Below are 24,012 nucleotides of genomic sequence, written 5' to 3' on the forward strand. Positions count from 1 at the left end.
CAACGCCGACGGGGCGGAAAACGGCCCGGAAGCACAGCGACAAGCACTCGTAGCTTAACGGATAGAGCATCTGACTACGGATCAGAAGGTTGCAGGTTCGAATCCTGCCGAGTGCACAGTGAGGGAAGCCCCCCGGACACAGTCCGGGGGGCTTCTTCGTGTTCGGGGGCGCTCGGGTGGGCGGGGCGTTGTCAGTGGTGGGGGACACACTGGCGGTATGGAGGACAGGGCGCGGGAACGGGAGTGGCGGAGTGCCGGGCTGAGCTGGGCCGGCGGGGTGCCGGGGCTGCGGTGGGAGGCGGCGGGGGGCGGGGGTGGGCCGGTCAGTCCGTTGTCGTACGGGGTGGGGGCCGGGGGGCTCGTGGCGTACGGGCGGGGAATCGGCTTCCGGGTGGTCGGGGAGCGGCGGTGTGTGGGGGTGCGGGGGAATCCGTGCCCCCTGCGTGCTGTCGTGGCCGGGAGGGCGACGCAGGCGCAGTGCGGGGAGTGTGCGCGGCTGGATCGGTCGAGGTCGGTGGCGGCGGACACGATGGCCGATGATCCGCGGCCGTACGCGGTGTATTTGGCGTGGTTCGGGCCGGGGATGGTGAAGGTGGGGATCACCCGGGAGGACCGGGGGTCGGCGCGGCTGCTGGAGCAGGGGGTGGTGGCGTTCAGCTGGCTGGGGCGGGGGCCGCTGATGGCGGCACGGCGGTGTGAGGAGCTGTTGCGGTCGGGGCTCGGGGTGCCGGACCGGATCTCGTACGCGAAGAAGCGGGCGGTGCGGGCGGCTTTGCCGGGGGCGGCGGAGCGGGCCGCGGAGGTGCGGGAGCTGCATGCGCGGGCGGTGGGGCTGGCGGGGTGGCCGGAGGCGTTGGGGGTGGTGGGGTGCGAGGTCGTTGATCATGCGGGGGTGTTTGGGCTGGAGGGGTTGGCGGGGGCCGTGGGTGTGGTGCGGGAGATGGTGAGCGGGGGGTGCGTGGCGGGGAGGGTCGTGGCGGTGGCGGGGCCCGATGTGCATATGGACGTGGGGAGGGGTGAGGGGGTCGTGGTGGTGGACAGTCGGCTGTTGGCGGGGTGGGGGCTGGAGAAGGGGGATGCGGGGGATGGGGTGACGGTGCCGGTGAAGGGGGTTGAGGGGGAGGTGGGGGTGCAGGAGGGGTTGTTCTGAGGGGGTTGGATGGGGAGGGGTTTGTGTCGCGCTTTGGGGTGAACTTCGCCTGATTTCCGGCCAGTTGGCTTGACGGGTGTGTCAGCTTGCGGGTGGAGGTGATGCTCGATGTACGAGCAGGAGAACGAACCGTCCGGAGACACAGCGTCACAGCGACGGGACGCGATCGATATTGGCGACTTCGTGTACGCGGCGACGGGGGCGCGGGTGCGGAGGGTGACGTTGCCGGACGGGACTCACTGGTTTCCGGCGACCGACTTTGCTGGTGGACTCGGCTACACGAATGTGCGGCAAGCGCTCATTCGGCATGTCTCGGAACGCAACCAGATGGCCTTTGACGATCTTGAACGAAGTGTCTATAGAGCAGACACATTGAGCAAGAACGCAGGTCACAAGCTCAAGAAGTCCATCAAGATGGTGAACACCCAGGGGCTGATCCAGCTCATCAACGGGTGCACGAAACCGGAGTGTCAGCCCTTCAAGGCCTGGGTGGCAGAAGTCATTGCGATCGTTCAGCGAGACGGGGCGTACTCCCTCGAACCGGCTCCGGTGCAGCCTCTGGAGGGCCGTGGGACGGCGTACGTCATGCCGCCCGAGGTGATTGACGTGATCGTTCGGCTGGAGGAGCGGAACGTACGGGCGGATGAGCTCTTCGCGGCTGCTCAGGCAGAGCGGGCTGAGCAGGTTCACCGGACGAACGACCTGCTGGACCGGATCGCGGGTTCGCTGGAGACGCTCGTCGAGCGTATGGAGCCTCGGGTTCCGGCACAGGAGGTTCCGGACGTCACGCCGCAGCAGCTGTTGGCGACGTGGCGGCAGCGGAATCTGGTGGTGACGGACGACGTGCATGCGGTGGCGGCCTACCTGGCGCCGGCGCTCGTACGGGGTGGCGCGCGGTACACCGTTGAGGTCATCGCGGCGCAGACCGGGCTGCCGCAGGAGCGTGTGCACGACTGTCTGCGGTTGCTGCTCAAGCGGGGGTGCATGAAGCAGAAGGGGGTGATGGCGGACGGCGCGCCCGTGTACGTGCTGCCGTAGCGCGGGATGGCAAAGGGCCCGAAGCCGCAAAACGAAGTTGCGGCTTCGGGCCTTGTCGTACCGTACCGGACTTGTCGCGAGGGGGGGCGAGACTGTGCTGAGGAAGCACAGTCTCGCCTTTGGGCTTGCGTGAAGGGGCTCTAGGGACTAACCCCCGTAAGCAACATCGCAGGTCAACCCCTGTGGATAACGTGCCGCTTCTTGAAGCTAGTTGTTGCACGTAGCGTGCCGCGCATGGATGAAGCGGCGCAGGTGCGGGAGTTCTCGCGGCGGATCGGGGTTCCGGGGCTGGTGGATGTGCATACGCACTTCATGCCGGAGCGGGTGTTGAAGAAGGTGTGGGCGTACTTCGATGCCGTGGGGCCGTTGACGGGGGTGGAGTGGCCGATCACGTATCGGTTCGAGGAGGAGAAGCGGGTCGAGGTGTTGCGGGAGTTCGGGGTGGTGGGGTTCACCTCGATGATCTACCCGCACAAGGCGGGCATGGCGGAGTGGTTGAACGGGTGGGGGGAGGAGTTCGCGGGGCGGACGGAAGGGTGTCTGAGGACGGGGACGTTCTTTCCGGAGCCCGGGGTCGAGGGGTATGTGCGGCGGGCCGTGGAGGGCGGGGTGCGGGTTTTCAAGGCGCACCTCCAGGTGGGGGCGTACGACCCGAACAGCCCGGAGCTGGAAAGGGTGTGGGGGATGCTGGCGGAGGCCGGGGTGCCGGTGGTGATGCACTGCGGGTCCGGGCCGACGCCGGGGAAGTTCACCGGGCCGGGGCCCGTGGGGGAGGTGCTGGCGCGGCATCCCCGGTTGGGCGTGATCGTGGCGCACATGGGGATGCCCGAGTACGGGGAGTTCTTGGGGTTGGCGGAGAGGTATGGGGAGGTACGGCTCGATACGACCATGGCGTTCACGGACTTCAGTGAGCGCATGGCGCCGTTCCCGAAGGGGGAGTTGGGGCGGTTGAGGGATCTGGGGGACCGGGTGCTGCTGGGGAGCGACTTCCCCAATATTCCGTACGGGTACCTGCACCAGCTGGAGGCGTTGGAGCGGCTGGGGCTGGGGGAGGAGTGGCTGCGCGCCGTGTGCTGGGGGAACGGGGCGGAGTTGTTCGGGGTCGAGGCACCGGGTTCGGTGGGTTAGTCCGGCGCGTCAGAGGAGGGCCTTGGCCAGGGCTCGCCAGTCTTCGCGCGGGAGGGTTGTCCGGGGGGCGCCGGCCGGGGGCAGGACCTGGAGGGCGAGGTGGTCGGCGCCCGCCGCGAAGAATTCTTCGGCCTTGGCGCGGATGCGGTCCTCGTCGCCCAGGGCGAAGAGGGCGTCCAGGAGGCGGTCGCTGCCGTCGTTCTCGAAGTCGGACTCCGTGAAACCGAGGCGGAGGAGGTTGTTGGTGTAGTTGGGGAGGGCGAGGTAGCGGCCGAGCATGGTGCGGGCGGTCGTGCGGGCCTCGGCGAGGTCGGGGTTGAGGACGACGGTCAGTTCCGGGGCGAGGAACGCGTCGGGGCCGAGCGCCTCGCGGGCCTGGGCCGTGTGGGCCGCGGTGACCAGGTACGGGTGGGCGCCGGCCGCCCGGGCGGAGGCCAGCTTCAGCATCTTCGGGCCGAGGGCGGCGAGGACGCGGCGGTCGGCGGGGAGCGGGGTCCTGGCCGCGTCGAGGGCGTCGAGGTAGTCGACCATCGCCGAGTACGGGCGGGCGTACTGCGGGGCGAGCGCGTCGTGGCTCACGCCCAGGCCCAGGACGAAGCGGCCGGGGTAACGGGACTCGAAGTCGGCCGCCGTCGCCGCCACCGACTCGGCCGTGTGGTTCCAGATGCTGACGATGCCGGTGGCGATCTTGACGTGGTCGGTGGCTTCGAGGAGCGGGGCCACGTCGGCGGGGGACGGGCTGCCGCCGGACCAGATCGTTCCGTATCCGAGATCCTCCAACTCCGTCACCGCGTCAGTGAGTTCCAGCTGGTCCTGCGGCTCCGGGGAGCGGAGGGCTCCGTGCCAGATGCCGAGGCGGCCGTAGGTGCGGGTGTGGTGGGAGCGGGGGGAGTCGGAAGTCATGTGGGGGCTAACGGGGAGGCTGGTGGGGCTATTCCGGGTGTGCGCTTCTTCTCAGGGGATTCACAGGAACGGGCAAGGGGGCTCTCACCGACGGTGGTGAGGGTGGGGGCCATGCGGACGACAGTGAGTGGACCCCGGGTGGGCGAGCGGGCGGGCGAACGGGTGGGCGGGCCGGTCGGTGAGCGGCTGAGTGAGCGGGTGGGGGAGCGCGTTGGGGAGCGTGTCGGTGCGGGGGGTGGCGGGGGTGGCGGTGATGCCGTGCGCGTGCTGGTCGTGGACGACGAGGCTCCGCTCGCGGAACTGCTGTGCATGGCCCTGCGGTACGAGGGGTGGGAGACCCGGAGTGCCGGTGACGGCGCGGAAGCGGTGCGGGCGGCGCGCGTCTTCAGGCCGGACGCGGTCGTACTGGATGTGATGCTGCCCGACACGGACGGGCTGGACGTGCTGCGGCGGATGCGGGCGGACCTGCCCGACGTGCCGGTGCTGTTCCTGACCGCGCGGGACGCGGTGGAGGACCGGATCGCCGGGCTCACGGCGGGCGGGGACGACTACGTCACCAAGCCCTTCAGCCTGGAGGAGGTCGTGGCGCGGCTGCGCGGGCTGATCCGCAGGAGCGGTGGGGGAGGGCGGACCATGGCGCGGCCCGACTCGGAGCTGGTGGTCGGGGACCTTCGGCTGGACGAGGACAGCCATGAGGTGTGGCGGGGGGAGGACGAAGTGCGGCTCACGGCGACCGAGTTCGAGCTGCTGCGGTTCCTGATGCGCAACCCGAAGCGGGTGCTGAGCAAGGCGCAGATCCTGGACCGGGTGTGGAACTACGACTTCGGGGGGCAGGCCAATGTGGTCGAGCTCTACATCTCGTACCTGAGGAAGAAGATCGACGCGGGGCGGACCCCGATGATCCACACGCGGCGTGGGGCCGGGTATTTGATCAAGCCGGGTGGGTGAGGGGCGGCGTGCACGGCGTGCGAGGCGTGCGCTCCGGGTGGCGTGGGGGGTTTCGGGTGCGTGCGGGTTCCAGGTGGCGCGGGGGTCCGTGGAGGCGGCGGAGGCTGTCGTTGCGGGCGCGGCTTGTTGTGTCGTGTGTGGCTCTGGTGGCGGTGGTTGCGGCGGTCGTCGGGGTGGTGACGTCTGTCGCGTTGCACTCGTACCTGGAGGGGCAGTTGGACGAGCAGCTGACCTCGGCGCTGGAGCGTGAGCACGGGAGCGGGCTGCTGTTCGTCGCCGCGCCCGGGCACCCGATCGGGTCCGTCGGGCTGCGCGACGACGCGGGGGCCCGGAGCGTGTCCGGGTCGGGGGTGCGGGCCGAGTCGCATCTGAAGGGGTTGAACGCGGGGCAGGTCGCCGCGCTGCGCGGTGTGCCCGGGGACGGCAAGCCGCACACCGTGACCGTGCCGGGGCTCGGGGAGTACCGGGCCGTGGTGGGCAGCGGCAAGGGGGTGGGGATGGTGTTGTTCCGGGGTGGGAAGGGGGAGGCTCCTGCGCCGGTGCCCGGGCCGGGTCCCGGGAGTGTGCCGGGTGGGGTGGATGAGGGCGGGGAGGTCGTGCTCGGGTTCCCGTTGGAGGAGGTCGGGGACACCGTTCGTACGCTCGTGGTGGTCGTGGTGTGCGTGACGCTCGCCGCGCTGGTCGCCGCCGGGATCGCGGGGAACGCGCTGGTGGGGGCCGCGCTCCGGCCGTTGCGGCGGATCGCGGCGACGGCCACGCGGGTGTCCGAACTCCCGCTGGAGCGCGGGGAGGTGGCCCTGCACGAGCGGGTGCCCGAGGCGCAGGCGGACGCGCGGACCGAGGTCGGGCAGGTCGGGGCGGCGCTCAACCGGATGCTCGGGCACGTGGGGTCCGCGCTGGCGGTGCGGCAGGAGAGCGAGATGCGGGTGCGGAGGTTCGTCGCCGATGCCAGTCATGAGCTGCGGACGCCGCTCGCCTCGATACGGGGGTACGCGGAGCTGACGCGCCGGGGGCGGGAGGCGGCGACCGCCGGGCCCGACACGCGGCACGCGCTGGGGCGGATCGAGTCGGAGGCGGCGCGGATGACCGGGCTGGTGGAGGACTTGTTGCTGCTGGCGCGGCTGGATGCGGGGACGGGGGCAGGGGCGGGGGCCGAGGTGGGAGTGGGAGCGGTGCTCTCGGTGGAGAGCGTTGATCTCGTACCGCTGGTGGTGGATGCGGTCAGTGATGCGCGGGCTGCGGGGCAGGGGCATGTGTGGCGGCTGGAGCTGCCCGATGAGCCTGTGGTGGTACGGGGGGATGCGGCGCGGTTGCAGCAGGTGCTGGTGAATCTCCTGGGGAATGCGCGGGCGCACACGCCGGAGGGGACGAGGGTCACGGCGCGGGTGACGGAGGTTTCTGGCCGGGAGGGAGAGGGTGTTGCCCGGTGGGCTGTAGTCGAGGTGCGGGACGACGGGCCCGGGGTGCCAGGGGAGTTGGTGGGGCGGGTTTTTGAGCGGTTCGCTCGGGGGGATGTGGGGCGGGCGAGGGTGCCCGTGGGGGTGGGGGGTATTCGCGGGCCCGTGGGGGCTTCTGGTGGGCCCGGGCGGGCGGCGGGGGGTCCGGCGGGGGTTTCGGCGGTGGTCGGGTCGACCGGGCTCGGGTCGACCGGGCTCGGGTTGGCGATCGTGAAGGCGGTGGTGGAGGCGCACGGGGGGTGGGTCGGGGTGGAGAGTGTGCCCGGGTGCACGGTGTTCTCGGTGGGGGTGCCCTTGTAGGGGGGCGTGTGTGTAGGTGCGGGTGGGGTGTTGGCTCGCGTCCAGGCGGGTCCCCAGCCCCGCCCCTTCACCTAAACTCGCGAGGCTGTTGGGTGGGGGGTGCTGCTCGTGATGGGGCTACGCCCCTTGCCCCCTGCACGGCTGCGCCGCGCGTCCTCAAACGCCGGACAGGCTGATGTGCCCGAGTCACAGCCCGCCCACAGCCCCACCACACCCCCCTCCCAGCCTCCCCCCGCAGCCTCTCCCCCATGAGGCCAACCAGCGACCGTCCCCTCCTCCCCCTCCGCATCCCCCTGCGCCCCCGCGACGACGGCACCCCCCTCCTCGACCTCGTCGTCCCCGTCCACAACGAGGAGCGCGACCTCGAACCCTGCGTCCGGCGCCTCCTCGCCCACCTCGCCCGCGCCTTCCCCTACTCCTTCCGCATCACCGTCGCCGACAACGCCAGCACCGACCGCACCCCCGCCATCGCCGACCGCCTCTCCCGCGAGCACCCCGAGGTCTCCTGGGTCCGCCTCCCCGAGAAGGGCCGCGGGCGGGCTCTGCGCACCGTCTGGGAAGCCTCCGACGCCCCCGTCCTCGCCTACCTCGACGTCGACCTCTCCACCGACCTGAACGCCCTCCTCCCCCTGGTCGCCCCCCTCGTCTCCGGCCACTCCGACCTCGCCATCGGCACCCGGCTCGACCCCGCCTCCCGCGTCGTGCGCGGCCCCCGGCGCGAGTTCGTCTCCCGTACGTACAACCTCATCCTGCGGTCCTCCCTCGCCGCCCGCTTCAGCGACGCCCAGTGCGGGTTCAAGGCGATCCGGGCGGACGTGGCGCACCGGCTGCTGCCGATGGTCGAGGACACCGGGTGGTTCTTCGACACCGAGCTCCTGGTGCTCGCCGAGCGCGCCGGGCTGCGCATCCACGAGGTCCCCGTCGACTGGGTCGACGACCCGCGCTCCAGCGTGCGCGTCGTCCGTACGGCGATCGACGACCTGCGGGGCGTCTGGCGGGTCGGCCGGGCCCTCGCGACCGGCGCGCTGCCCCTGGACCGCCTCGCCCGCCCCTTCGGCGACGACCCGCGCGACAGCCAAGTGCACGAGACGCCAGGGGGGTTGGTGCGCCAGCTCATCGGCTTCTGCTGCGTCGGCGTGCTCAGTACGCTCCTCTACCTCGGCCTGTACGCCGCCGCGCGCACCGCCGTCAGTTCCCAACTGGCCAATGCAGCCGCCCTGTTGGTGTCAGCGCTCATCAACACCGCCGCCAACCGCCGCTTCACCTTCCGGGTCCGAGGCCGCCGCCGGGCCGTCCGCCAGCAGGCCCAGGGGCTCGTCGTCTTCGCCATCGGACTGGCCCTGACCAGCGGTTCTCTCGCCGCCCTCGCTGCCGCCGGCACCGCGTCCGCGCACAGCGAGCTGGCCGTCCTCGTCGCCGCCAACCTCGCCGCCACCGTCCTCCGCTTCCTGCTGTTCCGCGCCTGGGTCTTCCCCGAGGCGACAGCCCGAGGCTCAGAGAAGAGCTGAACCAGCCGTGACATTGCACCAGTTGACGAAAATCCGTCCCGGGCTCCTCGCCCTCCTCCTCGCCACCGCCGCCCTCTACCTCTGGAACCTCTCCTCCTCCGGTTACGCCAACTCCTTCTACTCCGCCGCCGTCCAGGCCGGCAGCGAGAGCTGGAAGGCCTTCTTCTTCGGGTCGTCGGACGCCGCGAACTCCATCACCGTCGACAAGCCCCCGGCCGCCCTCTGGCCGATGGCCCTCTCCGTGCGGCTCTTCGGGCTCGGGTCCTGGCAGATCCTCGTCCCCGAGGCGCTGATGGGCGTGGGTACGGTCGCCGTCCTGTACGCGGCCGTCCGCCGTCGCTTCTCGTACGGAGCCGGGCTGCTCGCCGGTGCGGTCCTCGCCCTCACGCCCGTCGCCGCGCTCATGTTCCGCTTCAACAACCCCGACGCCCTGCTCACCCTCCTCATGACCGTCACCGTCTACTGCGTCCTGCGCGCCCTGGAGGACGCCCGCACGAAGTGGCTGGTGTGGGCCGGTGCCGCGGTCGGCCTCGCGTTCCTGACCAAGACCCTCCAGGCCTTCCTGATCCTCCCGCCACTGGCCCTGGTGTACGCGGTCTTCGCGCCTACCGGCCTACGTCGCAGGCTCGGTCAACTCGCCCTCGCTGCCGGTGCGTTGATCGTCACCGCTGGGTGGTGGGTCGCCCTCGTCGAGCTGTGGCCCGCCGCCTCCCGCCCCTACATCGGCGGCTCCCAGACCAACTCCTTCCTGGAGCTGACCTTCGGCTACAACGGCCTCGGCCGGATCAACGGCGAGGAGACCGGCAGCGTCGGGGGCGGAGGGGGTCCCCGTGGCGGTGGCATGTGGGGCGAGTCCGGTGTCCTGCGCCTGTTCAACGACGCCGTCGGCGGACAGATCTCCTGGCTGCTGCCCGCCGCCCTGATCCTGCTGGTCGCAGGCCTGGCCATCACCTGGCGGGCCGCCCGCACCGACACCGCCCGCGCCGCGTTCCTCGTCTGGGGCGGCGCACTGCTCGCCACCGCCACCGTCTTCAGCTTCATGGCCGGGATCTTCCACGAGTACTACACCGTCGCCCTCGCCCCGTACGTCGCCGCCCTCGTCGGCATGGGCGCCACCGTCCTCTGGGAGGAGCGCCGCCACCCGGCCGCCGCCGTCACCCTCGCCGCGACCATCGGCATCACCGCGTACTGGGCGTACGTCCTCCTGGGCCGCACCCCGGATCAACTCCCCTGGCTGCGCTGGACGTTGCTCGGTGCGGGCGCGGCGGCCGCCGCGGGCGTGCTGGCGGCCGGACTGCTGTCCGGGTCCGGGGCCAGGGGTGAGTCCGGGGAGGGGGTCGGTGACGGGTCCGGCCGGTTCGTACGTCCCGTCCTTCTGCGGTACGTCGCCGTGGGCGCGGCCGCACTGGGCATCGCCACCGGGCTCGCCGGTCCCGCGGCCTACGCGGCACAGACCGTGGGCACGGGCCACACCGGCTCCATCGTCACCGCGGGCCCCGCCACCCGGGGCGGCGGCCCCGGCGGCATGCGCTTCCGCGGCGACGGCGGCAGGGGCGAGGGCCTGTGGCTCGTCGGCCCGGGCGGCGCGGCCCGCGCCGGTGGCCCCGCGTCCCCCGGTGGCCAGCCTCCCCAAGGCGGCCAAGGCGGCCAAGGCGGCCAAGGTGGCCAAGGTGGCCAAGGCGGCCAAGGCGGCCAAGGCGGCCAGGGCGGCCCGAGCGGCCAGCCCTCCTCCGCCCCCAACTCCCCGCGCGGCGGCCCCCCTTCCCGTAACGGCGGATCCACCGAAGGCGCCCCCATGAACGGCCTCCTCGACGGCCAGCGCGTCAGCGACGCGGCCCGCACGCTCCTCGCCGCCGACGCCGACCGCTACACCTGGGCCGCCGCCTCCGTCGGCTCGCAGAACGCCGCCGGTTACCAACTCGCCACCGGAAAGCCCGTGATGGCCATCGGCGGCTTCAACGGCAGCGACCCGTCCCCGACCCTGGCGGCGTTCCAGACGTACGTACGCGAAGGGAAGATCCACTACTTCATCGCGAGCGGCGAGGGCGGCATGCGCGGCGAGGGAGGAGGTCCCGGTGGCGCGCGCGGCGAAGGCGGCCCCCGCACGGCCGGCGGACCCGGCGGCCCCGGCTCCGCCACCGGCCACGGCTCCGCCATCTCCTCCTGGGTCCAGGCCCACTTCACCAAGGTTTCCGCAGGTGGAAGCACCTTCTACGACCTGACCAAGCCCCTCCCCGGCTAATCAACTTTACGGCGTACAAGAAACTCCTCTACGGTGTACAGCAATTGCCTGTACACCGTAGAGGAGTTCCCCCGTGGCAACGACGACCACCGACACCACCCCACCCACCACCACCCCGCCCCAGGGCCACCCCCAGCGCTGGCTGATCCTCGGCGTCATCTGTCTCGCCCAGCTCACCGTGCTGATCGACAACACCGTCCTGAACGTCGCCATCCCCTCCCTCACCACCGAACTCCACGCCTCCGCCACCGACATCCAGTGGATGATCAACGCGTACGCCCTCGTCCAGTCCGGACTGCTGCTCACCGCGGGCAGCTCCGCCGACCGCTACGGCCGCAAGAAGCTCCTCGCCGCCGGTCTCGCGCTGTTCGGCATCGGGTCGCTCGCCGCCGGACTCGCCCAGAACGCGGGGCAGTTGATCGCCGCGCGCGCCGGAATGGGCATCGGCGGGGCACTGCTGATGACCACCACGCTCGCCGTCGTCGTGCAGATCTTCGACGCGAAGGAGCGCGTCAAGGCGATCGGCCTGTGGTCCACCGTCGCCATGCTCGGCTTCGCCTCGGGCCCGCTGCTCGGCGGCTTCATGCTCGAACACTTCTGGTGGGGCGCGATCTTCCTGGTCAACATCCCGGTCGCGGTCCTCGCCCTGGTCGCCGTCCTCGCCCTCGTGCCCGAGTCCAAGAACCCGGCCGGTGACCGGCCCGACCTGCTGGGTGCGGTCCTGTCCACCGTCGGCATGACGGCGATCGTGTACGTGATCATCACCGGGCCCGAGCACGGCTGGGCGTCCGGCCAGGTACTGGCCGCGGCGGCGGTCGGGGTCGGGGCGATGGCCGTGTTCGTGTGGTGGGAGCTGCGGATTCCGTATCCGATGCTCGACCTGCACTTCTTCCGCGACCAGCGCTTCGTCGGCGCGGTCGCGGGCTCGATCCTGGTCGCGTTCGGCATGGTCGGGTCGCTGTTCCTGCTGACCCAGCACCTGCAGTTCGTGCTCGGGTACGAGCCGTTGGAGGCCGGGCTGCGGACCGTTCCGCTGGCCGCGACCGTCGTCGTACTGAACCTGCTCGGCGTCGGCGCGCGGGTGCTGGCCAGGCTGGGCACCCCGGGCACCATCCTGCTCGGCATGGGCTGCGTCGCGGCCGGGCTCGCGGCCATCGCGGTCCTCGGCGGCGACGGCTACGGCGGCATGGTCGTCGGCCTCGTCCTGATCGGCATCGGCGCCGCCCTGGCCGGGCCCGCCATGGCCAACGCCCTGATGGGCTCGATCCCGCCCGAGAAGGCGGGCGTCGGCGCCGGGATCAACGGCACCCTCGCCGAGTTCGGCAACGGCCTGGGCGTCGCGGTCCTCGGCGCGGTCCTCAACTCCCGCTTCGCCGCCCTCCTCACGGGCGCCGCCGGAGCGGCGGTGTCCCTCCCGGCGGCCATGGCGGCGGCCCGGGGCCCGGAGGACCGGGAGCGCGTCCGGGACGCCTTCGCCTCCGGGCTGGAGACCAGCCAGCTGGTCGGCGCCGGGGCCGTCCTCGCGGGCGGAGTCCTGGCGGCGGTGCTGCTCAGGCGGGCCGAGGCCGCTCCCCGTACGTCCGGGGCGTGAGCCCGTACGCCCACCGTGTGAGCCCGCCCCGTACCCCCACCGTGTGAGCCCGCCCCGTACCCGTCCGGCCCGATACTGAATAGCATCGGGCCGGACGGAACCGGAACGTCACGGTCCGTCCGAGCAGAACCAAGGAGTGTGCCCCATGGTGCCCGCGGACGACCGCGCCAAGAAGCCCGGAATGCGCAGTGTGTGGCTGGACGCGAAAGCGCCCCGGGGGAGCGGGGGCGCGGGCGCCCGCAAGGCGGAACCCGCCTCCGGGCTCGACCGGGAGCGGATCACCGAGGCGACCGTCGCCCTGCTCGACGCGGAGGGCCTCGCCAAGTTCTCCATGCGCCGCCTGGCCGCCGAGCTGGGCGTCACCGCCATGTCCGTCTACTGGTACGTCGCCAACAAGGACGACCTCCTGGAACTGGCCCTGGACCGGGTGGCCGGGGAGCTCTCCCCGCCCGACCCCGACGACGACACCGACTGGCGCGTTCAGCTGCGCCAACTCGCCCAGAGCTACCGGGAGATGCTCGTCGGCCACCCGTGGACGACCGGGCTGCTCAGCCGCTTCCTCAACATCGGCCCGCACATGATGGCCTTCTCCCGGGCCTCCATCGAGGTCATGCGCAAGGGCGGCGTCCCGGTGGAGCGGCAGGGCGGGTCGATCTCCGCCGTCTTCCAGTTCGTGTACGGATTCGCCAACAGTGAGGCCCAGTTCTACCAGCGGGCCGCCGACGCCGGACTCACCGTGGACGAGCTCTACCGGGAGTCGATGGGGCTGATCGCCGGGGAGATCGAGGGGTCGGAGCTGTTCCGCGCCTCCACCGAGATCATGGCGGCCCGGGGCGGCGACACGGTCGCCGAGATGTACGGGCGGGACTTCACGTACTCGCTGGACGTGCTGATCGCGGGGATCGAAGTGACGGGCGGGGGCGCGGGCAGGCCCGAGTAGGCCCCGGTGAGGGCCCGGGGAGCCCTGTGGGAGGTCCTGGGTTCAGTCCCGGGCCCAGAGTTCGTCCTCGCCCGCCACCGCGTCCGCCACCGACCCGAACACCGGCACGTCCCGGCGCACGCCCGTCAGCGTCACCACCCGGCGCACCACCCCGTCCTCCTCCACCGCGAGCCGCACCGCGATGCCCGCCCGCTCCGCGTACTCCCGCGTGGCGGAGATCAGACGGGCCCCGCGGCTGTCCGTGAAGATCGTCCGGGTGAAGTCCAGGATCAGCACGTTCGTGCGGTCGCGCCGCAGGTCCACGGCGTCGCACACGGCCCCGTACAGCTCGTCGCAGTTGGCGATGTCCATCTCGCGGGGCATCACGAGCAGCGTGCACCGAGGGTGGTGCGGGGGGCCGGGAAGGTCATTGAGGGTGAGGCGGAAGGGCACAGTGGTCACCTGTCCGATGCCGACGCGTTGATGCGTCGTGGTCGGGGGCCGCTTCCTGACCGGGACTCTCATTGGACCACGCGGGCGGCGGCCGGTCGAGGGTGTCCGGGCAAAGCCCTGCCGAAGATCTCGTCGGCGTCCGCCCCTGGCTGATCCCCGCCTGCTTGCTTCGCCGCAGGACAGAAGCGGATAGAGTCTGTTCGTCCTTTGCTCGCAGTCGGGAATGTGCTGCGGAGCTCTCCCGCGCACGGCCGTATCCAGCGCCGTGCACGCCGAAGAGGTTCGTGGTGACTGCGTCCGACATTCCCGAAATTCAGCATGGCCAGGTTGATTTCGGGCACCCCCTTGCCCGACAGGCCGAAACCGCCGGCCCCGCCGGGGGCCCCGCCGACGGCCTCGCCGAGGCGCTTGCCGCCGCCGCCGTGGAACTGCACGAGGCCGAGGGCCGCGAGCAGACCGCCCGCACCGCCGTCCGGCTCACCCGCGACCTGGTCCCGGGCACCGACCGCGCCGGGCTCTTCGTCGTCGAGCGCTCCGGCCGGGTCCGTACCCTCGCCACCACCGACGACGTACCCGCCTCGGAACTCCTGCCGCCGGGCGAGGAGTTGTGGGAGTCGCCGCTGTCCCTCGCCGACGACGGGGACGACGGCTGCGCGCTCTTCCTGCGGCTGCGCGGCCACCAGAGCAGGTTCAGCGTGCTGAGCCTGTACGCCAAGCGGCCCGGCGTGTTCGCCGATCCGGGTGTCGTACGGGTCGGGCGGCTGCTGGCCGCGTACGTCGGCATCGCCCTGGAGACCGTCGACATCACCGAGCAGCTCACCGAGGCCATGCACACCCGCGACGTCATCGGCCAGGCCACCGGGCTCCTCATGGGGCGGCTCGACATCGACGCCGCAGAGGCCTTCGACCGGCTCGTCAGCGCCTCGCAGAAGAACAACGTGAAGCTGCGCGACATCGCGTCACGGATTGTTGATGCATCTGCCACGGAGTGACGACAGTGAGTGACCGCACAGAGTTTCCGGCGCGAAAGGGGGCACCTGCGGAGGTATGACGGACACGACTGACGCCATCGCGGACTCGGGAGGACCGGGTCGCCTCCACGACTTCGACCTCACGTCGATGCACGATGCGCTCACCGACTGGAGAGGGCTGGACTCCTTCCTCCAGGAGCTGACCGAGCAGGCCGTACGGGCCGTCGCGAGCGCCGACTCGTGCAGCGTCACCATGCGCAGGAACGGCCGGCTGGTGACCACCGCCAGCAGCGACGCCGAGGCCCTCACCCTCGATGCGATGCAGTACGAGGTGGAGGCCGGGCCGTGCGTGTGCAGCCTGCGCGAAGGGGTGGAGCAGTACGTCGACGACACCCTGGACGAGGAGCGCTGGGGGCCCTACCCGGGGCTGGCCGCCGCCCAGGGCATCCGCTCGGTGTTCGCGGCCCCGCTGTCGGTGCAGGGGCGGCCCGCGTCGACGGTTCCGGACGAGGTGTCGCGGGTGCACACCGTGGGGGCGCTGAACCTGTACGCGCGGCGGCCGGGGGCCTTCCGGCGCGAGCAGGAGGTCGTACGGCGCTTCGCGGAGCAGGCGGCGGGGGCGGTGGCCGTCGCCGAGCGCATCGAGAAGGAGTCGGAGGCGGCGCGGGACCTCCGGGCGGCGATGGAGTCCCGCTTCGTGATCGACCAGGCGATCGGGATCGTGATGGCCCGCCAGCGGTGCCCCGCCGAGGTCGCCCTCGGCGTGCTCCGCCGCGCCTCCCAGGGCCGCAACATCAAGCTCCGCGAGCTCTGTTACGAACTCGTCCTCCAGACCGGCGGCCGCCCCCCGGAACCGGGCCACTTCACCCGCCGCGACTAGCTCCGCCCCGCGCCGCCCCGTGAGGTCAGGCCTGCGGCAGGGAGTCGCCCTGCACGGCCTGGATGTCCAGTTCGACGCGCAGGGTCGCGCCGATGGCCGAAATGCCCGCCTGCACCACCTGGTTGTAGTTCATCGCGAAGTCGTCCCGGCGCAGATCCGCCGTCGCGTGGAACGCGGCCCGCACCCCGCCCCACGGGTCCGGGCCCGTACCCAGGTACGAGAGGTCCAGGTCGACCGGGCGCACCACCCCGTGCAGGGCGAGTTCGCCGCGTACCGTCCAGCGGTCCGGGCCCGCCGGGACCAGGCCCGTGCTGCGGTAGGTGATGGACGGGTGGGCGTCGACGTCCAGGAAGTCGGGGGACTTCAGGTGGCCGTCCCGCATCCCGTTGCCGGTGTCGATGGAGGACGCGGAGATGACCGCCTCGACCCGCGACTTCTCGACGTCCTCGGCGATCTCGATCTGACCGGAGAAGTCGGTGAAGCGCCCGCGCACGCTGGAGATGCCCAGGTGCTGGGCGACCGCGCCCACGGAGGAGTGCACCGGGTCGATGGTCCAGACGCCCGGCGGGGGCAGCTCCACGCCGCCCTGGCGGGTCAGCACGACGTTGCCCGCGTCGATCCGGCCCGCCGCCGTCACCAGCGCCGTGGAGGCGATCGGCGCGTAGCCGACGGCCGTCACGATGACCGTGTACGGGCCGGGGACCAGGGCGGTCGCGTCCGTGACGACGCCGTCCGCGTCCGCCGTCGCCCGCAGCACCTGCGTGCCGGTCATGTCGGTGACGGTCACCACCGCGTGCTGCACGGCCCAGCCGTCCCGGGTCCGTACCTGTGCGCGAAGTCCCATACCGCTTACCTGCCTTGCCGTGTTCGAAGCCCAAGGGCCCAAAGAGCCCGGGAAAGAGAAAAGAGGGGGGCGGCAGGCCGTCCCCTGCCTGCCGCCCCCGTGTGCCACCCCACCCCGGAACGCTCCTCCGCTCGAAAAAGCGCCCCGGGGTCAGGAGGTCTGAACTACTCGCCCGGGTGGGCGAGTTCGATGTCGTGCGCGTCCACGCCGCGCCCCGCCACCGTCAGATTGCCCGCGACCGGCGGGTAGCCCGTCGCGATGACCGTGTACTCGCCCGCGTCCAGGTCGGTGAAGGCGTACGCGCCGTCCTCACCGGTGGTCGAGGTCGAGACGACGTTCCCGGCCGCGTCCATGATCGTGACGCGGGCGTCCGGCAGCGGGCGGCGGGCGGCGCCCGCCCGGACCGTGCCCTGGACCAGCGCGCCGGCCTGGAGGACGGCCTCGATGCGGGTGATGCCCGTGCCGCCGATCTCGACGGGGAGCGCCATCGGGCGGAAGCCCGCCGCGTTGACCGCGACCGTCACCGTGCCGGGGACCAGTTCGGCGAAGGCGAACTCGCCGGACTCGTTCGACTTGCCGGTGGCCAGGACGTCGCCGCGGACGTCGGTCACGATGACCATCGCCTCCGGCACGCCGGACCCGTCGGCCGCGCTGCGCACCGCGCCGCTGAGGCCGCTGGTGCCGGACAGCAGGATGTCGTACGCCATCGGGTCGTCCCCGACGGTGACCGTCGAGGCCTGCGGCTGGAAGCCGTCGGCGGAGGCGATCAGGACGTAGGAACCGGCTGCCGGGGCGTCCACCGCGTAGCGGCCGTCCGGCTGGGCCACCGAGCGGCCCAGCTGGCGTCCCGCGAGGGAGATGAGGGTGACGGCCGCGCCGCGCACCGAAGCGCCTTCGGCGGTACGGACGGTGCCGTGCAGGGTGCGTCCGGTGGGCGGTGTGGTGGGCAGCTGCTGCGTCACGGGGGCCTCCTCCTCGTGGACCGGGGACACGCCCGCCAGGCCCTCGGCCGCGGCTTCCACCGGGGTCTCGGCGGTGGCGGTCGGGGCGGCCGCGTCGTTGGAGGTCTTCAGGGCGACCTCCTTGACGAACAGGACCAGGAGGAGGGCGACCAGGGCGAAGGGGGCCGCGTAGAGGAAGACGTCCGCGACGCCGTCGCCGTACGCGCTCTCCATGACCTTGCGGATCGGCGCGGGGAGGGCGTCCATGTCGGGGATGCCGTCACCGGTGCCGCCGCCGGGGAGCTTGATGTGCAGGGCGGTCAGGCCGTCCGTGACGTAGTGCGTGATGCGGGTGGAGAGCACCGCGCCGAGCGCGGAGACGCCGACCGCACCGCCGAGGGTCCGGGTGAAGGCGACCAGCGAGCTGGCGGCGCCCAGTTCCTGCGGCTTGACCTGGTTCTGCGTGGCGAGGACCAGGTTCTGCATCATCATGCCGAGGCCGAGGCCCAGGATCGCCATCCAGATGGCGACCTGCCAGTACTCGGTGTCGTACGCGATGGTGGAGAGCAGTCCGAGACCGGCGGTCAGGCCGACGCCGCCGCCGACCAGGAAGCCCTTCCAGCGGCCGGTCTTGGTGATGATCGCGCCGGAGACCGTCGAGGAGAGGAAGAGACCGGCGATCATCGGGATGGTCATGACGCCGGACATCGTCGGCGACTTGTCCCGGGCGAGCTGGAAGTACTGGCTCAGGAAGACCGTCGAGCCGAACATCGCGACACCGACGAACAGGCTCGCCGCCGAGGTCAGCGCGATGGTGCGGTTGCGGAAGAAGCGCAGCGGGATGAGGGGTTCGGCGACCTTGGACTCGATGATCACGAAGATGATGCCGAGGACGATCGAACCGCCGACCATCGTGTACGTCTGCCACGAGTTCCAGTCGTAGTTCTTGCCCGCGAGGGTCACCCAGATCATGAGCAGCGACGCGGCGGCGGCCAGGAAGAACGCGCCGAACCAGTCGATCTTGACCTTGCGCCTGTTGACCGGCAGGTGCAGCGTCTTCTGCAGGATGATCAGTGCGATCGCCGCGAACGGCACACCCACGTAGAAGCACCAGCGCCAGCCGAGCCACGAGGTGTCGGTGATGACACCGCCGAGCAGCGGGCCGCCGACGGTGGCCACCGCGAAGGTGGCGCCGATGTAGCCGGAGTACCGGCCGCGCTCGCGCGGCGGGATCATCGCGGCGATGACGATCTGGGAGAGCGCGACCAGACCGCCGGTGCCGATGCCCTGGAGCACGCGGAAGCCGATCAGCATTCCGGTGTTCTGGGAGAGACCGGCCAGCGCGGAGGCCAGCACGAAGATGATCAGGGATATCTGGACCAGCAGCTTCTTGCTGAACAGGTCCGCCATCTTGCCCCAGATGGGGGTGGTGACCGCCATGGACAGCATGGCGGCGGTGACGACCCAGGTGTAGGCGCTCTGGGTGCCGTCGAGGTCGCGGATGATCTCGGGAAGGGCGTTCGACACGATCGTCGACGACAGCATCGCGACGAACATGCCGAGCAGCAGGCCCGCGAGGGCCTCCATGATCTGGCGGTGTGTCATCGGTGCGGCACTGTCGGAGGCAGGAGCCGGGGAGGCTCCGTGCTTGGCGTGGCCGCCCCGCACACCGGTGGGTGTGGTCGTAGCCAATGGAATCCTTGTCCTTTACGCGGGTGTTGCGGGTATCGCGGAAGTCGTGAGCGCCCCGGTGCTGGTGGCCGGGGCGGTGAGTGCGGCGGTGCAGTCGTGCGGCGCGGGCGGCCAGGATCGGCAGTCGCCGAAGTTGTCGCGCAGGCGGGCGAGCATCGCGTTGAGCTGTCCGACCTCGTCGTCGGACCAGTCGCCCAGGGTGTGGGCGAGGGTTTCGGTGGTACGTCGGGACAGCTCGCGCAGAACGGCGTGGCCGTCGTCGGTCAGGCGGAGGATCCGGGAGCGCTTGTCGCCCGGATCGGGAGAGCGCTCGATCCAGCCGCGTTCGGCGACGTGGGTGACATGGCGGCTGGTCACCGACATGTCGATCGCCATCAGCTCGGCGAGACGGCTGAGCCGCATCTCGCCGTGCCGGTCGAGAAGGGTGAGTACGGCCGCGGAACCGGGCGGGCACTCGGGGGGCAGGATGCGCCCCAGCCCCCGCTTCACCGCGCCGATGGCGCTGAGTTGGCGGGCCAGTTCCTCGTACTGACTCTTGGCGGCCATGGCACCTCCCTGCGAGCCTTCGGGTCCAGCCTGTCGTGCATGTTGTTGCTTAGGGCAACGATAGGATTAGTTGGTTGCTTCAGGCAAATTAATTTCGGGCCTCTGGGGCAAAGGAATCCAAAAGGCTGCGTGATCGGCCGGTCAAGGGCCCCGGGGGAGGGGGTAAAGCCGCAGGTCCGTGCGTATATGTGCCCTGGGGTGTCGCTCGGGCACCACCTTTCGCTAGGGTCTCGCGCATGGCACACAACCCCCACGCCCCCCAAGGCCAAGGTCCCGAGGGCAACTACGACCCGGCGGGCAGCACTCAGATGTTCCGCGCGTTCGTGGACGAGGAGCCCGCGCAGCAGCAGCAGCGGCGCTCGCAGCCGGCGGCGCAGTCGTCGGGCCCCAAGACGGGTCTGATCATCGGCATCGTCGCCGTCGTGGTGATCCTGGCCGCGGTGGCCTGGCTCGCGCTCGGCTGACCCTTCTCCTGACGCAGGGCCCTTTTCCTCGTACGTCCCCTACTTCCAGGCGGCGGAGACCGACCGCGTCTCCACGTGCATGCCCAGCGGCACCCGCCAGGCGTCCACGCATACGGTGTACGACGCGTTCCTGGCCTCTCCCGGGTCGATCCGGCCCGGGAGAGGCTGGGAGGACGTCCGCGTCCCCCAGTCGACGCCGAGCGCCCCGATGATGTGCGTCGCGAACGTCACGCTGCCCGAACGCACCGCCGTTCCGCCCGTGTTGCGCAGCCGCACCGTCACCTTCTCGCACCACCGCCGGTCCGCCTTCGCCCGCACGGGCGCGCCGACGGACAGCGCCGCGGGGCTCGCGGGAGGCTCCGGCTGCGGCGGCTTCGAGGAGGGCGGGGGCTTCGGGGAGGCCGGGGGCCCGGACGCGGGCCCGGAGGGCGTCGCTCCTGCGGGCGTACGTCCGTCGCTTCCGCCCGCCGGGGCTTCGGGGGTACGCGTCCCCGCACGGCCTCCCGCCGGGACCCCACCGGGTGCGCCCGGGTCCGTAGCGCCGGAGGGCGAGCCCGGTGACGTACCGGACGGACCGGACGGGCGGCGTGACGCGCCACCGGAGGCGGGGCCGTCCAGCGGGAACAGCTCGACCGTGCCCTCCGGCGGTATCGGGCGCGTCGGGGCGCCCTCGGGGCCCGCGCCTGCCGCGCCCACCGCGACGAACCCCTTGCCGCCCTGGCCGTCGCCGCCGACGGCCAGCAGGCCGCCCAGGCACAGCGCGACCGCTCCGGCCCCCACTGCCACACCCTGACGTCGCATCGCGCCAGTTTCGCTGACGACCCGTCAAATAACCAGCCCCGTCGGCGACTTGACGCGGACGGGGCGGTGGTTGGGATTCCCGGAAGGGCGTGCTCAGTCGGCGATCAGGCCCTCGCGGAGCTGCGAGAGCGTGCGGGTGAGCAGCCGGGAGACGTGCATCTGGGAGATGCCGACCTCCTCGCCGATCTGCGACTGGGTCATGTTGGCGAAGAAGCGCAGCATGATGATCTGGCGCTCGCGCGGCGGGAGTTTGGCCAGCAGCGGCTTCAGCGACTCGCGGTACTCGACGCCTTCGAGGGCCGTGTCCTCGTAGCCGAGGCGGTCCGCGAGGGAGCCCTCGCCGCCGTCGTCCTCCGGGGAGGGCGAGTCGAGCGAGGAGGCCGTGTACGCGTTGCCGACCGCGAGGCCGTCGACCACGTCCTCCTCGGACACGCCCAGTACGGCGGCGAGTTCGGGCACGGTCGGCGAGCGGTCCAGCTTCTGCGCCAGCTCGTCGGAGGCCTTGGTGAGGGCGAGGCGCAGCTCCTGGAGGCGGCGCGGGACGCGCACCGACCAGGACGTGTCACGGAAGAAGCGCTTGATCTCGCCGACCACGGTCGGCATCGCGAACGTCGGGAATTCCACGCCGCGTTGGCAGTCGAAGCGGTCGATCGCCTTGATCAGGCCGATGGTGCCGACCTGGACGATGTCCTCCATCGGCTCGTTGCGGGAGCGGAAGCGGGCCGCCGCGTACCGCACGAGCGGCAGGTTGAGCTCGATGAGGGTGTCGCGGACGTACGTGCGTTCCGGGCTGTCCTTGTCGAGGACGGCGAGCCGCAGGAACAGGGAGCGGGACAGCGTGCGGGTGTCGAGTGCCTCCGGCTGGGAGACGATCGGCGGCGCCGGTGCGGGCACGGGCTGGGCCGGGATCGCAGTCATCGCCGGAGCGCGGTCGAGCATGTCGGGCGCATCCTTGATGAGCACCTTCGAACTGCCCTGTTCTACGGACATGCCACCCCCTCTTAGGGTCGCGGACGGTAGCGGCAGACGCTTCCCGTCGAAGGAAGCAGCCTCCACCTGAATACCGGAGGCGGAGCTGCGGCAAACGCGGTTCCAGCAGAATGTCACATGTCGGCAACACGCTGTAGCGCCAAGTCGACAAATACATGCAGGAAAGAGGGGGTGTGCGGCATTTCTTCCCCCCACAGCTTCCTTCGCGTTGTACCCCTGAGGGTTAAGCCTCGATCCTATTTGCGGACCTCAGGCGTGCGAAGCTGCGAGCGAGCAAACGCGACACATGCATCTGGGAAACGCCGAGTTCGGCGCTGATCTGAGACTGTGTCAGGTTGCTGTAGTAGCGGAGCATCAGGATCCGCTGCTCCCGCTCCGGGAGCTGTACGAGCAGGTGGCGGACCAGATCGCGGTGCTCGACCCCGGCCAGTGCGGGGTCCTCGTAGCCGAGCCGGTCGAGCAGTCCGGGCAGGCCGTCGCCCTCCTGGGCGGCCTCCAGCGAGGTGGCGTGGTAGCTGCGGCCGGCCTCGATGCAGGCGAGCACCTCCTCCTCGGTGATGCGCAGCCGCTCGGCGATCTCGGCGGTGGTGGGGGAGCGGCCGTGCAGGGTGGTGAGGTCCTCGGTGGCGCCGTTGACCTGCACCCACAGCTCGTGCAGGCGCCGGGGGACGTGCACGGTGCGGACGTTGTCGCGGAAGTAGCGCTTGATCTCGCCGACCACGGTGGGCATCGCGAAGGTGGGGAACTGGACGCCCCGGTCCGGGTCGAAGCGGTCGATCGCGTTGATCAGGCCGATGGTGCCGACCTGGACGACGTCCTCCATCGGCTCGTTGCGGCTGCGGAAGCGCGCGGCGGCGTACCGGACGAGGGGGAGGTTCGCCTCGATCAGTGCGGCCCGCACCCGCGAGTGCTCCCCGCAGCCGGGGGCGAGGCCCTTGAGCTGGCCGAACAGCACCTGGGTGAGGGCCCGGGTGTCCGCGCCGCGGGTGCGGGGGGCGGGGGTGCCCGGGGCCTGGTCGGGGGTCTCGACGAGGGGGGCTTCGGCGGGCGGGGCTTCGGCGAGCGGGGCCTCGGTGTGGGCGGCTTCGGGGAACGGGGCCCCGATGCCGGGGGCCTCGGTGGCGGTGCCGGTGCCCGTGCCGGGTCCTGTGCCGGTGCCGTGGGGCTCGGTGCCGTGTGACTCGTGGGGTCCCTGGGACCGCTGGGGCGGGGCTTGCGGAGCAGTACTGGCCGGCACAGTCAACGCCACCCCTTTTTCGGTCGTTGAGCGGACACTTCGTCGCACTCATCCGTCAAAAGCGGTCATAGCATCACAAGACATGTGCACTGTGTGCAAGCACCGTATAACCCCGTGTTGGGGGCAAGTTGGGGCATAACTATGCAAAAACCCCGCACCAGGAGGGTGCGGGGCCGTGCTGCGGAGGGTCTAGAACGGGTAGTCCGCGATGACCCAGGTGGCGAACTCGCGCCACTGCGCGACGGCCGCCTGGTGGGCCGGGTGCTCGGCGTACGTCTTCAGTGCATCGGCGTCCGCGACCGCCGAGTTGATGGCGAAGTCGTAGGCGATCGGGCGGTCCGAGATGTTCCAGGCGGACTCCCAGAACTCCAGCTCGGGGATGAGGCCGGGCAGCTCGGCGAAGGCCTTCGCGCCGGCCTGCACGCGCTCCTCGTCGCGGGAGACGCCCTCGTTGAGCTTGAAGAGGACCAGATGGCGGATCACGGGGCACTCCTTGGGGAAGAGGAGCGGCCAGTTCCGGAGACGTACGGGTGTGACGTACGGGCTACTTCACGAGGTTGGTCATGAACGAGCCGATCCCCTTGGCCGCGTCGGACAGGCCCTGGAAGCCTAGTCCGACCATGTTGGCGGCCTTCTCCGGGGAGGTGATGATCGTGTAGAGCACGAAAACGACCAAGATGTACAGAATGGCCTTCTTGATGTCCATGCCCAGACCCTCCCCTGTGGTCCGCTGAGCAGTCGCGAGAGTCTAACCGTACGACCGGACAACTCAAGTGGGCGTACGCGATCACTCTGCGAGTCCTTACGGAATCCCCCGCTCCGCCCCCGGAGACCCCTACGCGTCCTTTAAGGACCAAGGGCCCGACCATGGGGGCCCTTCGGCGGGGATGTCGGGCTTGCGGGGGGAGCAGGATTGTCCATGAGCCCGGAGGGATCTGGCAGGAATCCACCGGGCGAGGAACGTGACCTCACTGCGGGGTCCGCGCCGCGCACTCCCCTGACTGCGGCC

The 24,012-nt window shown here is 71.2% G+C and carries 22 protein-coding genes and 1 tRNA gene; 13 read left to right on the plus strand and 10 right to left on the minus strand.

Going from position 1 to position 24,012, the window contains the following annotated elements:
* The first annotated feature begins 43 nt into the window (after positions 1-43).
* The 4 genes from ACIO3O_RS26190 (at position 44) to ACIO3O_RS26205 (ending at position 3,316) form a co-directional block, all read left to right on the plus strand.
* Positions 44-116, plus strand: a tRNA-Arg gene (locus tag ACIO3O_RS26190).
* Between the two features lie 101 nt (positions 117-217).
* Entirely contained in the window at positions 218-1,150 is a 933-nt protein-coding gene (locus tag ACIO3O_RS26195; RefSeq protein ID WP_401749825.1) for a DUF2797 domain-containing protein, read from the plus strand.
* 108 nt (positions 1,151-1,258) lie between these two features.
* Positions 1,259-2,188 (plus strand): Bro-N domain-containing protein, encoded by a 930-nt coding sequence (locus ACIO3O_RS26200; RefSeq protein WP_401749826.1) that lies wholly within the window; start codon positions 1,259-1,261, stop codon positions 2,186-2,188.
* A 234-nt stretch (positions 2,189-2,422) separates the two neighbouring features.
* On the plus strand, positions 2,423-3,316 hold the full coding sequence (locus tag ACIO3O_RS26205) for an amidohydrolase family protein (RefSeq protein WP_401749828.1): 894 nt from the start codon (positions 2,423-2,425) through the stop codon (positions 3,314-3,316).
* Between the two features lie 9 nt (positions 3,317-3,325).
* Here the strand turns inward: ACIO3O_RS26205 and ACIO3O_RS26210 are convergent, their stop codons facing one another.
* On the minus strand, positions 3,326-4,219 hold the full coding sequence (locus tag ACIO3O_RS26210; protein WP_401749829.1) for an LLM class F420-dependent oxidoreductase: 894 nt from the start codon (positions 4,217-4,219) through the stop codon (positions 3,326-3,328).
* Positions 4,220-4,330: 111 nt separating this feature from the next.
* Between ACIO3O_RS26210 and ACIO3O_RS26215 the strand changes: the two genes are divergently transcribed.
* The 6 genes from ACIO3O_RS26215 to ACIO3O_RS26240 all read left to right on the plus strand — a co-directional run bounded on the left by ACIO3O_RS26215 (position 4,331) and on the right by ACIO3O_RS26240 (position 13,205).
* Positions 4,331-5,167, plus strand: a complete 837-nt coding sequence (locus ACIO3O_RS26215) for a response regulator transcription factor (RefSeq protein WP_401749831.1) — start codon at positions 4,331-4,333, stop codon at positions 5,165-5,167.
* Positions 5,168-5,304: 137 nt separating this feature from the next.
* Positions 5,305-6,924 (plus strand): histidine kinase dimerization/phospho-acceptor domain-containing protein, encoded by a 1,620-nt coding sequence (locus ACIO3O_RS26220; RefSeq protein WP_401749833.1) that lies wholly within the window; start codon positions 5,305-5,307, stop codon positions 6,922-6,924.
* A 248-nt stretch (positions 6,925-7,172) separates the two neighbouring features.
* Entirely contained in the window at positions 7,173-8,432 is a 1,260-nt protein-coding gene (locus ACIO3O_RS26225) for a glycosyltransferase (RefSeq protein WP_401749835.1), read from the plus strand.
* Positions 8,433-8,454: 22 nt separating this feature from the next.
* A complete protein-coding gene (locus ACIO3O_RS26230; RefSeq protein WP_401749839.1) occupies positions 8,455-10,674 on the plus strand; it encodes an ArnT family glycosyltransferase in 2,220 nt (739 codons plus the stop codon).
* 73 nt (positions 10,675-10,747) lie between these two features.
* Positions 10,748-12,265: an MFS transporter gene (locus ACIO3O_RS26235; RefSeq protein WP_401749842.1), complete on the plus strand. Its 1,518-nt coding sequence runs from the start codon at positions 10,748-10,750 to the stop codon at positions 12,263-12,265.
* A 145-nt stretch (positions 12,266-12,410) separates the two neighbouring features.
* Positions 12,411-13,205, plus strand: a complete 795-nt coding sequence (locus ACIO3O_RS26240) for a TetR/AcrR family transcriptional regulator (protein WP_401749844.1) — start codon at positions 12,411-12,413, stop codon at positions 13,203-13,205.
* Positions 13,206-13,247: 42 nt separating this feature from the next.
* Here the strand turns inward: ACIO3O_RS26240 and ACIO3O_RS26245 are convergent, their stop codons facing one another.
* A complete protein-coding gene (locus ACIO3O_RS26245; protein WP_401749847.1) occupies positions 13,248-13,709 on the minus strand; it encodes an STAS domain-containing protein in 462 nt (153 codons plus the stop codon).
* Between the two features lie 215 nt (positions 13,710-13,924).
* Here ACIO3O_RS26245 and ACIO3O_RS26250 point away from each other — a divergent pair, with 215 nt between their 5' ends.
* Both ACIO3O_RS26250 and ACIO3O_RS26255 read left to right on the plus strand, forming a co-directional pair.
* Positions 13,925-14,629, plus strand: a complete 705-nt coding sequence (locus ACIO3O_RS26250; RefSeq protein ID WP_401749849.1) for an ANTAR domain-containing protein — start codon at positions 13,925-13,927, stop codon at positions 14,627-14,629.
* Between the two features lie 55 nt (positions 14,630-14,684).
* Positions 14,685-15,488 (plus strand): GAF and ANTAR domain-containing protein, encoded by an 804-nt coding sequence (locus ACIO3O_RS26255; RefSeq protein ID WP_401749851.1) that lies wholly within the window; start codon positions 14,685-14,687, stop codon positions 15,486-15,488.
* 25 nt (positions 15,489-15,513) lie between these two features.
* On the opposite strand, the gene ACIO3O_RS26260 is transcribed toward ACIO3O_RS26255, so the two are convergent.
* From ACIO3O_RS26260 to ACIO3O_RS26270, 3 genes are all read right to left on the minus strand, one after another.
* Complete coding sequence (locus tag ACIO3O_RS26260) at positions 15,514-16,332, minus strand: YceI family protein (protein WP_401749853.1); 819 nt, start codon at positions 16,330-16,332, stop codon at positions 15,514-15,516.
* Between the two features lie 164 nt (positions 16,333-16,496).
* The gene (locus ACIO3O_RS26265) at positions 16,497-18,965 is read right to left on the minus strand and encodes an MFS transporter (RefSeq protein ID WP_401749854.1); all 2,469 of its coding nucleotides are present in this window, start codon (positions 18,963-18,965) and stop codon (positions 16,497-16,499) included.
* 15 nt (positions 18,966-18,980) lie between these two features.
* Positions 18,981-19,511: a MarR family winged helix-turn-helix transcriptional regulator gene (locus tag ACIO3O_RS26270; RefSeq protein WP_401749856.1), complete on the minus strand. Its 531-nt coding sequence runs from the start codon at positions 19,509-19,511 to the stop codon at positions 18,981-18,983.
* A 236-nt stretch (positions 19,512-19,747) separates the two neighbouring features.
* On the opposite strand from ACIO3O_RS26270, the gene ACIO3O_RS26275 reads away from it, so the two are divergent.
* Entirely contained in the window at positions 19,748-19,975 is a 228-nt protein-coding gene (locus ACIO3O_RS26275) for a hypothetical protein (protein ID WP_401749857.1), read from the plus strand.
* A gap of 39 nt (positions 19,976-20,014) precedes the next feature.
* Here the strand turns inward: ACIO3O_RS26275 and ACIO3O_RS26280 are convergent, their stop codons facing one another.
* The 5 genes from ACIO3O_RS26280 to ACIO3O_RS26300 all read right to left on the minus strand — a co-directional run bounded on the left by ACIO3O_RS26280 (position 20,015) and on the right by ACIO3O_RS26300 (position 23,709).
* Positions 20,015-20,776, minus strand: coding sequence for a hypothetical protein (locus ACIO3O_RS26280; RefSeq protein WP_401749859.1), 762 nt, complete (start codon positions 20,774-20,776; stop codon positions 20,015-20,017).
* A 93-nt stretch (positions 20,777-20,869) separates the two neighbouring features.
* Positions 20,870-21,766 carry an RNA polymerase sigma factor SigF gene (locus ACIO3O_RS26285; RefSeq protein WP_189822635.1) on the minus strand — a complete coding sequence of 299 codons (897 nt, stop codon included), beginning with the start codon at positions 21,764-21,766 and terminating at the stop codon, positions 20,870-20,872.
* Positions 21,767-21,989: 223 nt separating this feature from the next.
* Complete coding sequence (locus tag ACIO3O_RS26290; protein ID WP_401750017.1) at positions 21,990-22,871, minus strand: RNA polymerase sigma factor SigF; 882 nt, start codon at positions 22,869-22,871, stop codon at positions 21,990-21,992.
* A gap of 321 nt (positions 22,872-23,192) precedes the next feature.
* Positions 23,193-23,486 (minus strand): Dabb family protein, encoded by a 294-nt coding sequence (locus tag ACIO3O_RS26295; RefSeq protein ID WP_401749861.1) that lies wholly within the window; start codon positions 23,484-23,486, stop codon positions 23,193-23,195.
* Positions 23,487-23,547: 61 nt separating this feature from the next.
* Positions 23,548-23,709, minus strand: coding sequence for a hypothetical protein (locus tag ACIO3O_RS26300; RefSeq protein ID WP_189822638.1), 162 nt, complete (start codon positions 23,707-23,709; stop codon positions 23,548-23,550).
* Between the last annotated feature and the right edge of the window lie 303 nt (positions 23,710-24,012).

The organism is Streptomyces sp. NPDC087440 (assembly GCF_044744005.1).
In the GTDB taxonomy this organism is placed as follows: Bacteria; Actinomycetota; Actinomycetes; order Streptomycetales; family Streptomycetaceae; genus Streptomyces.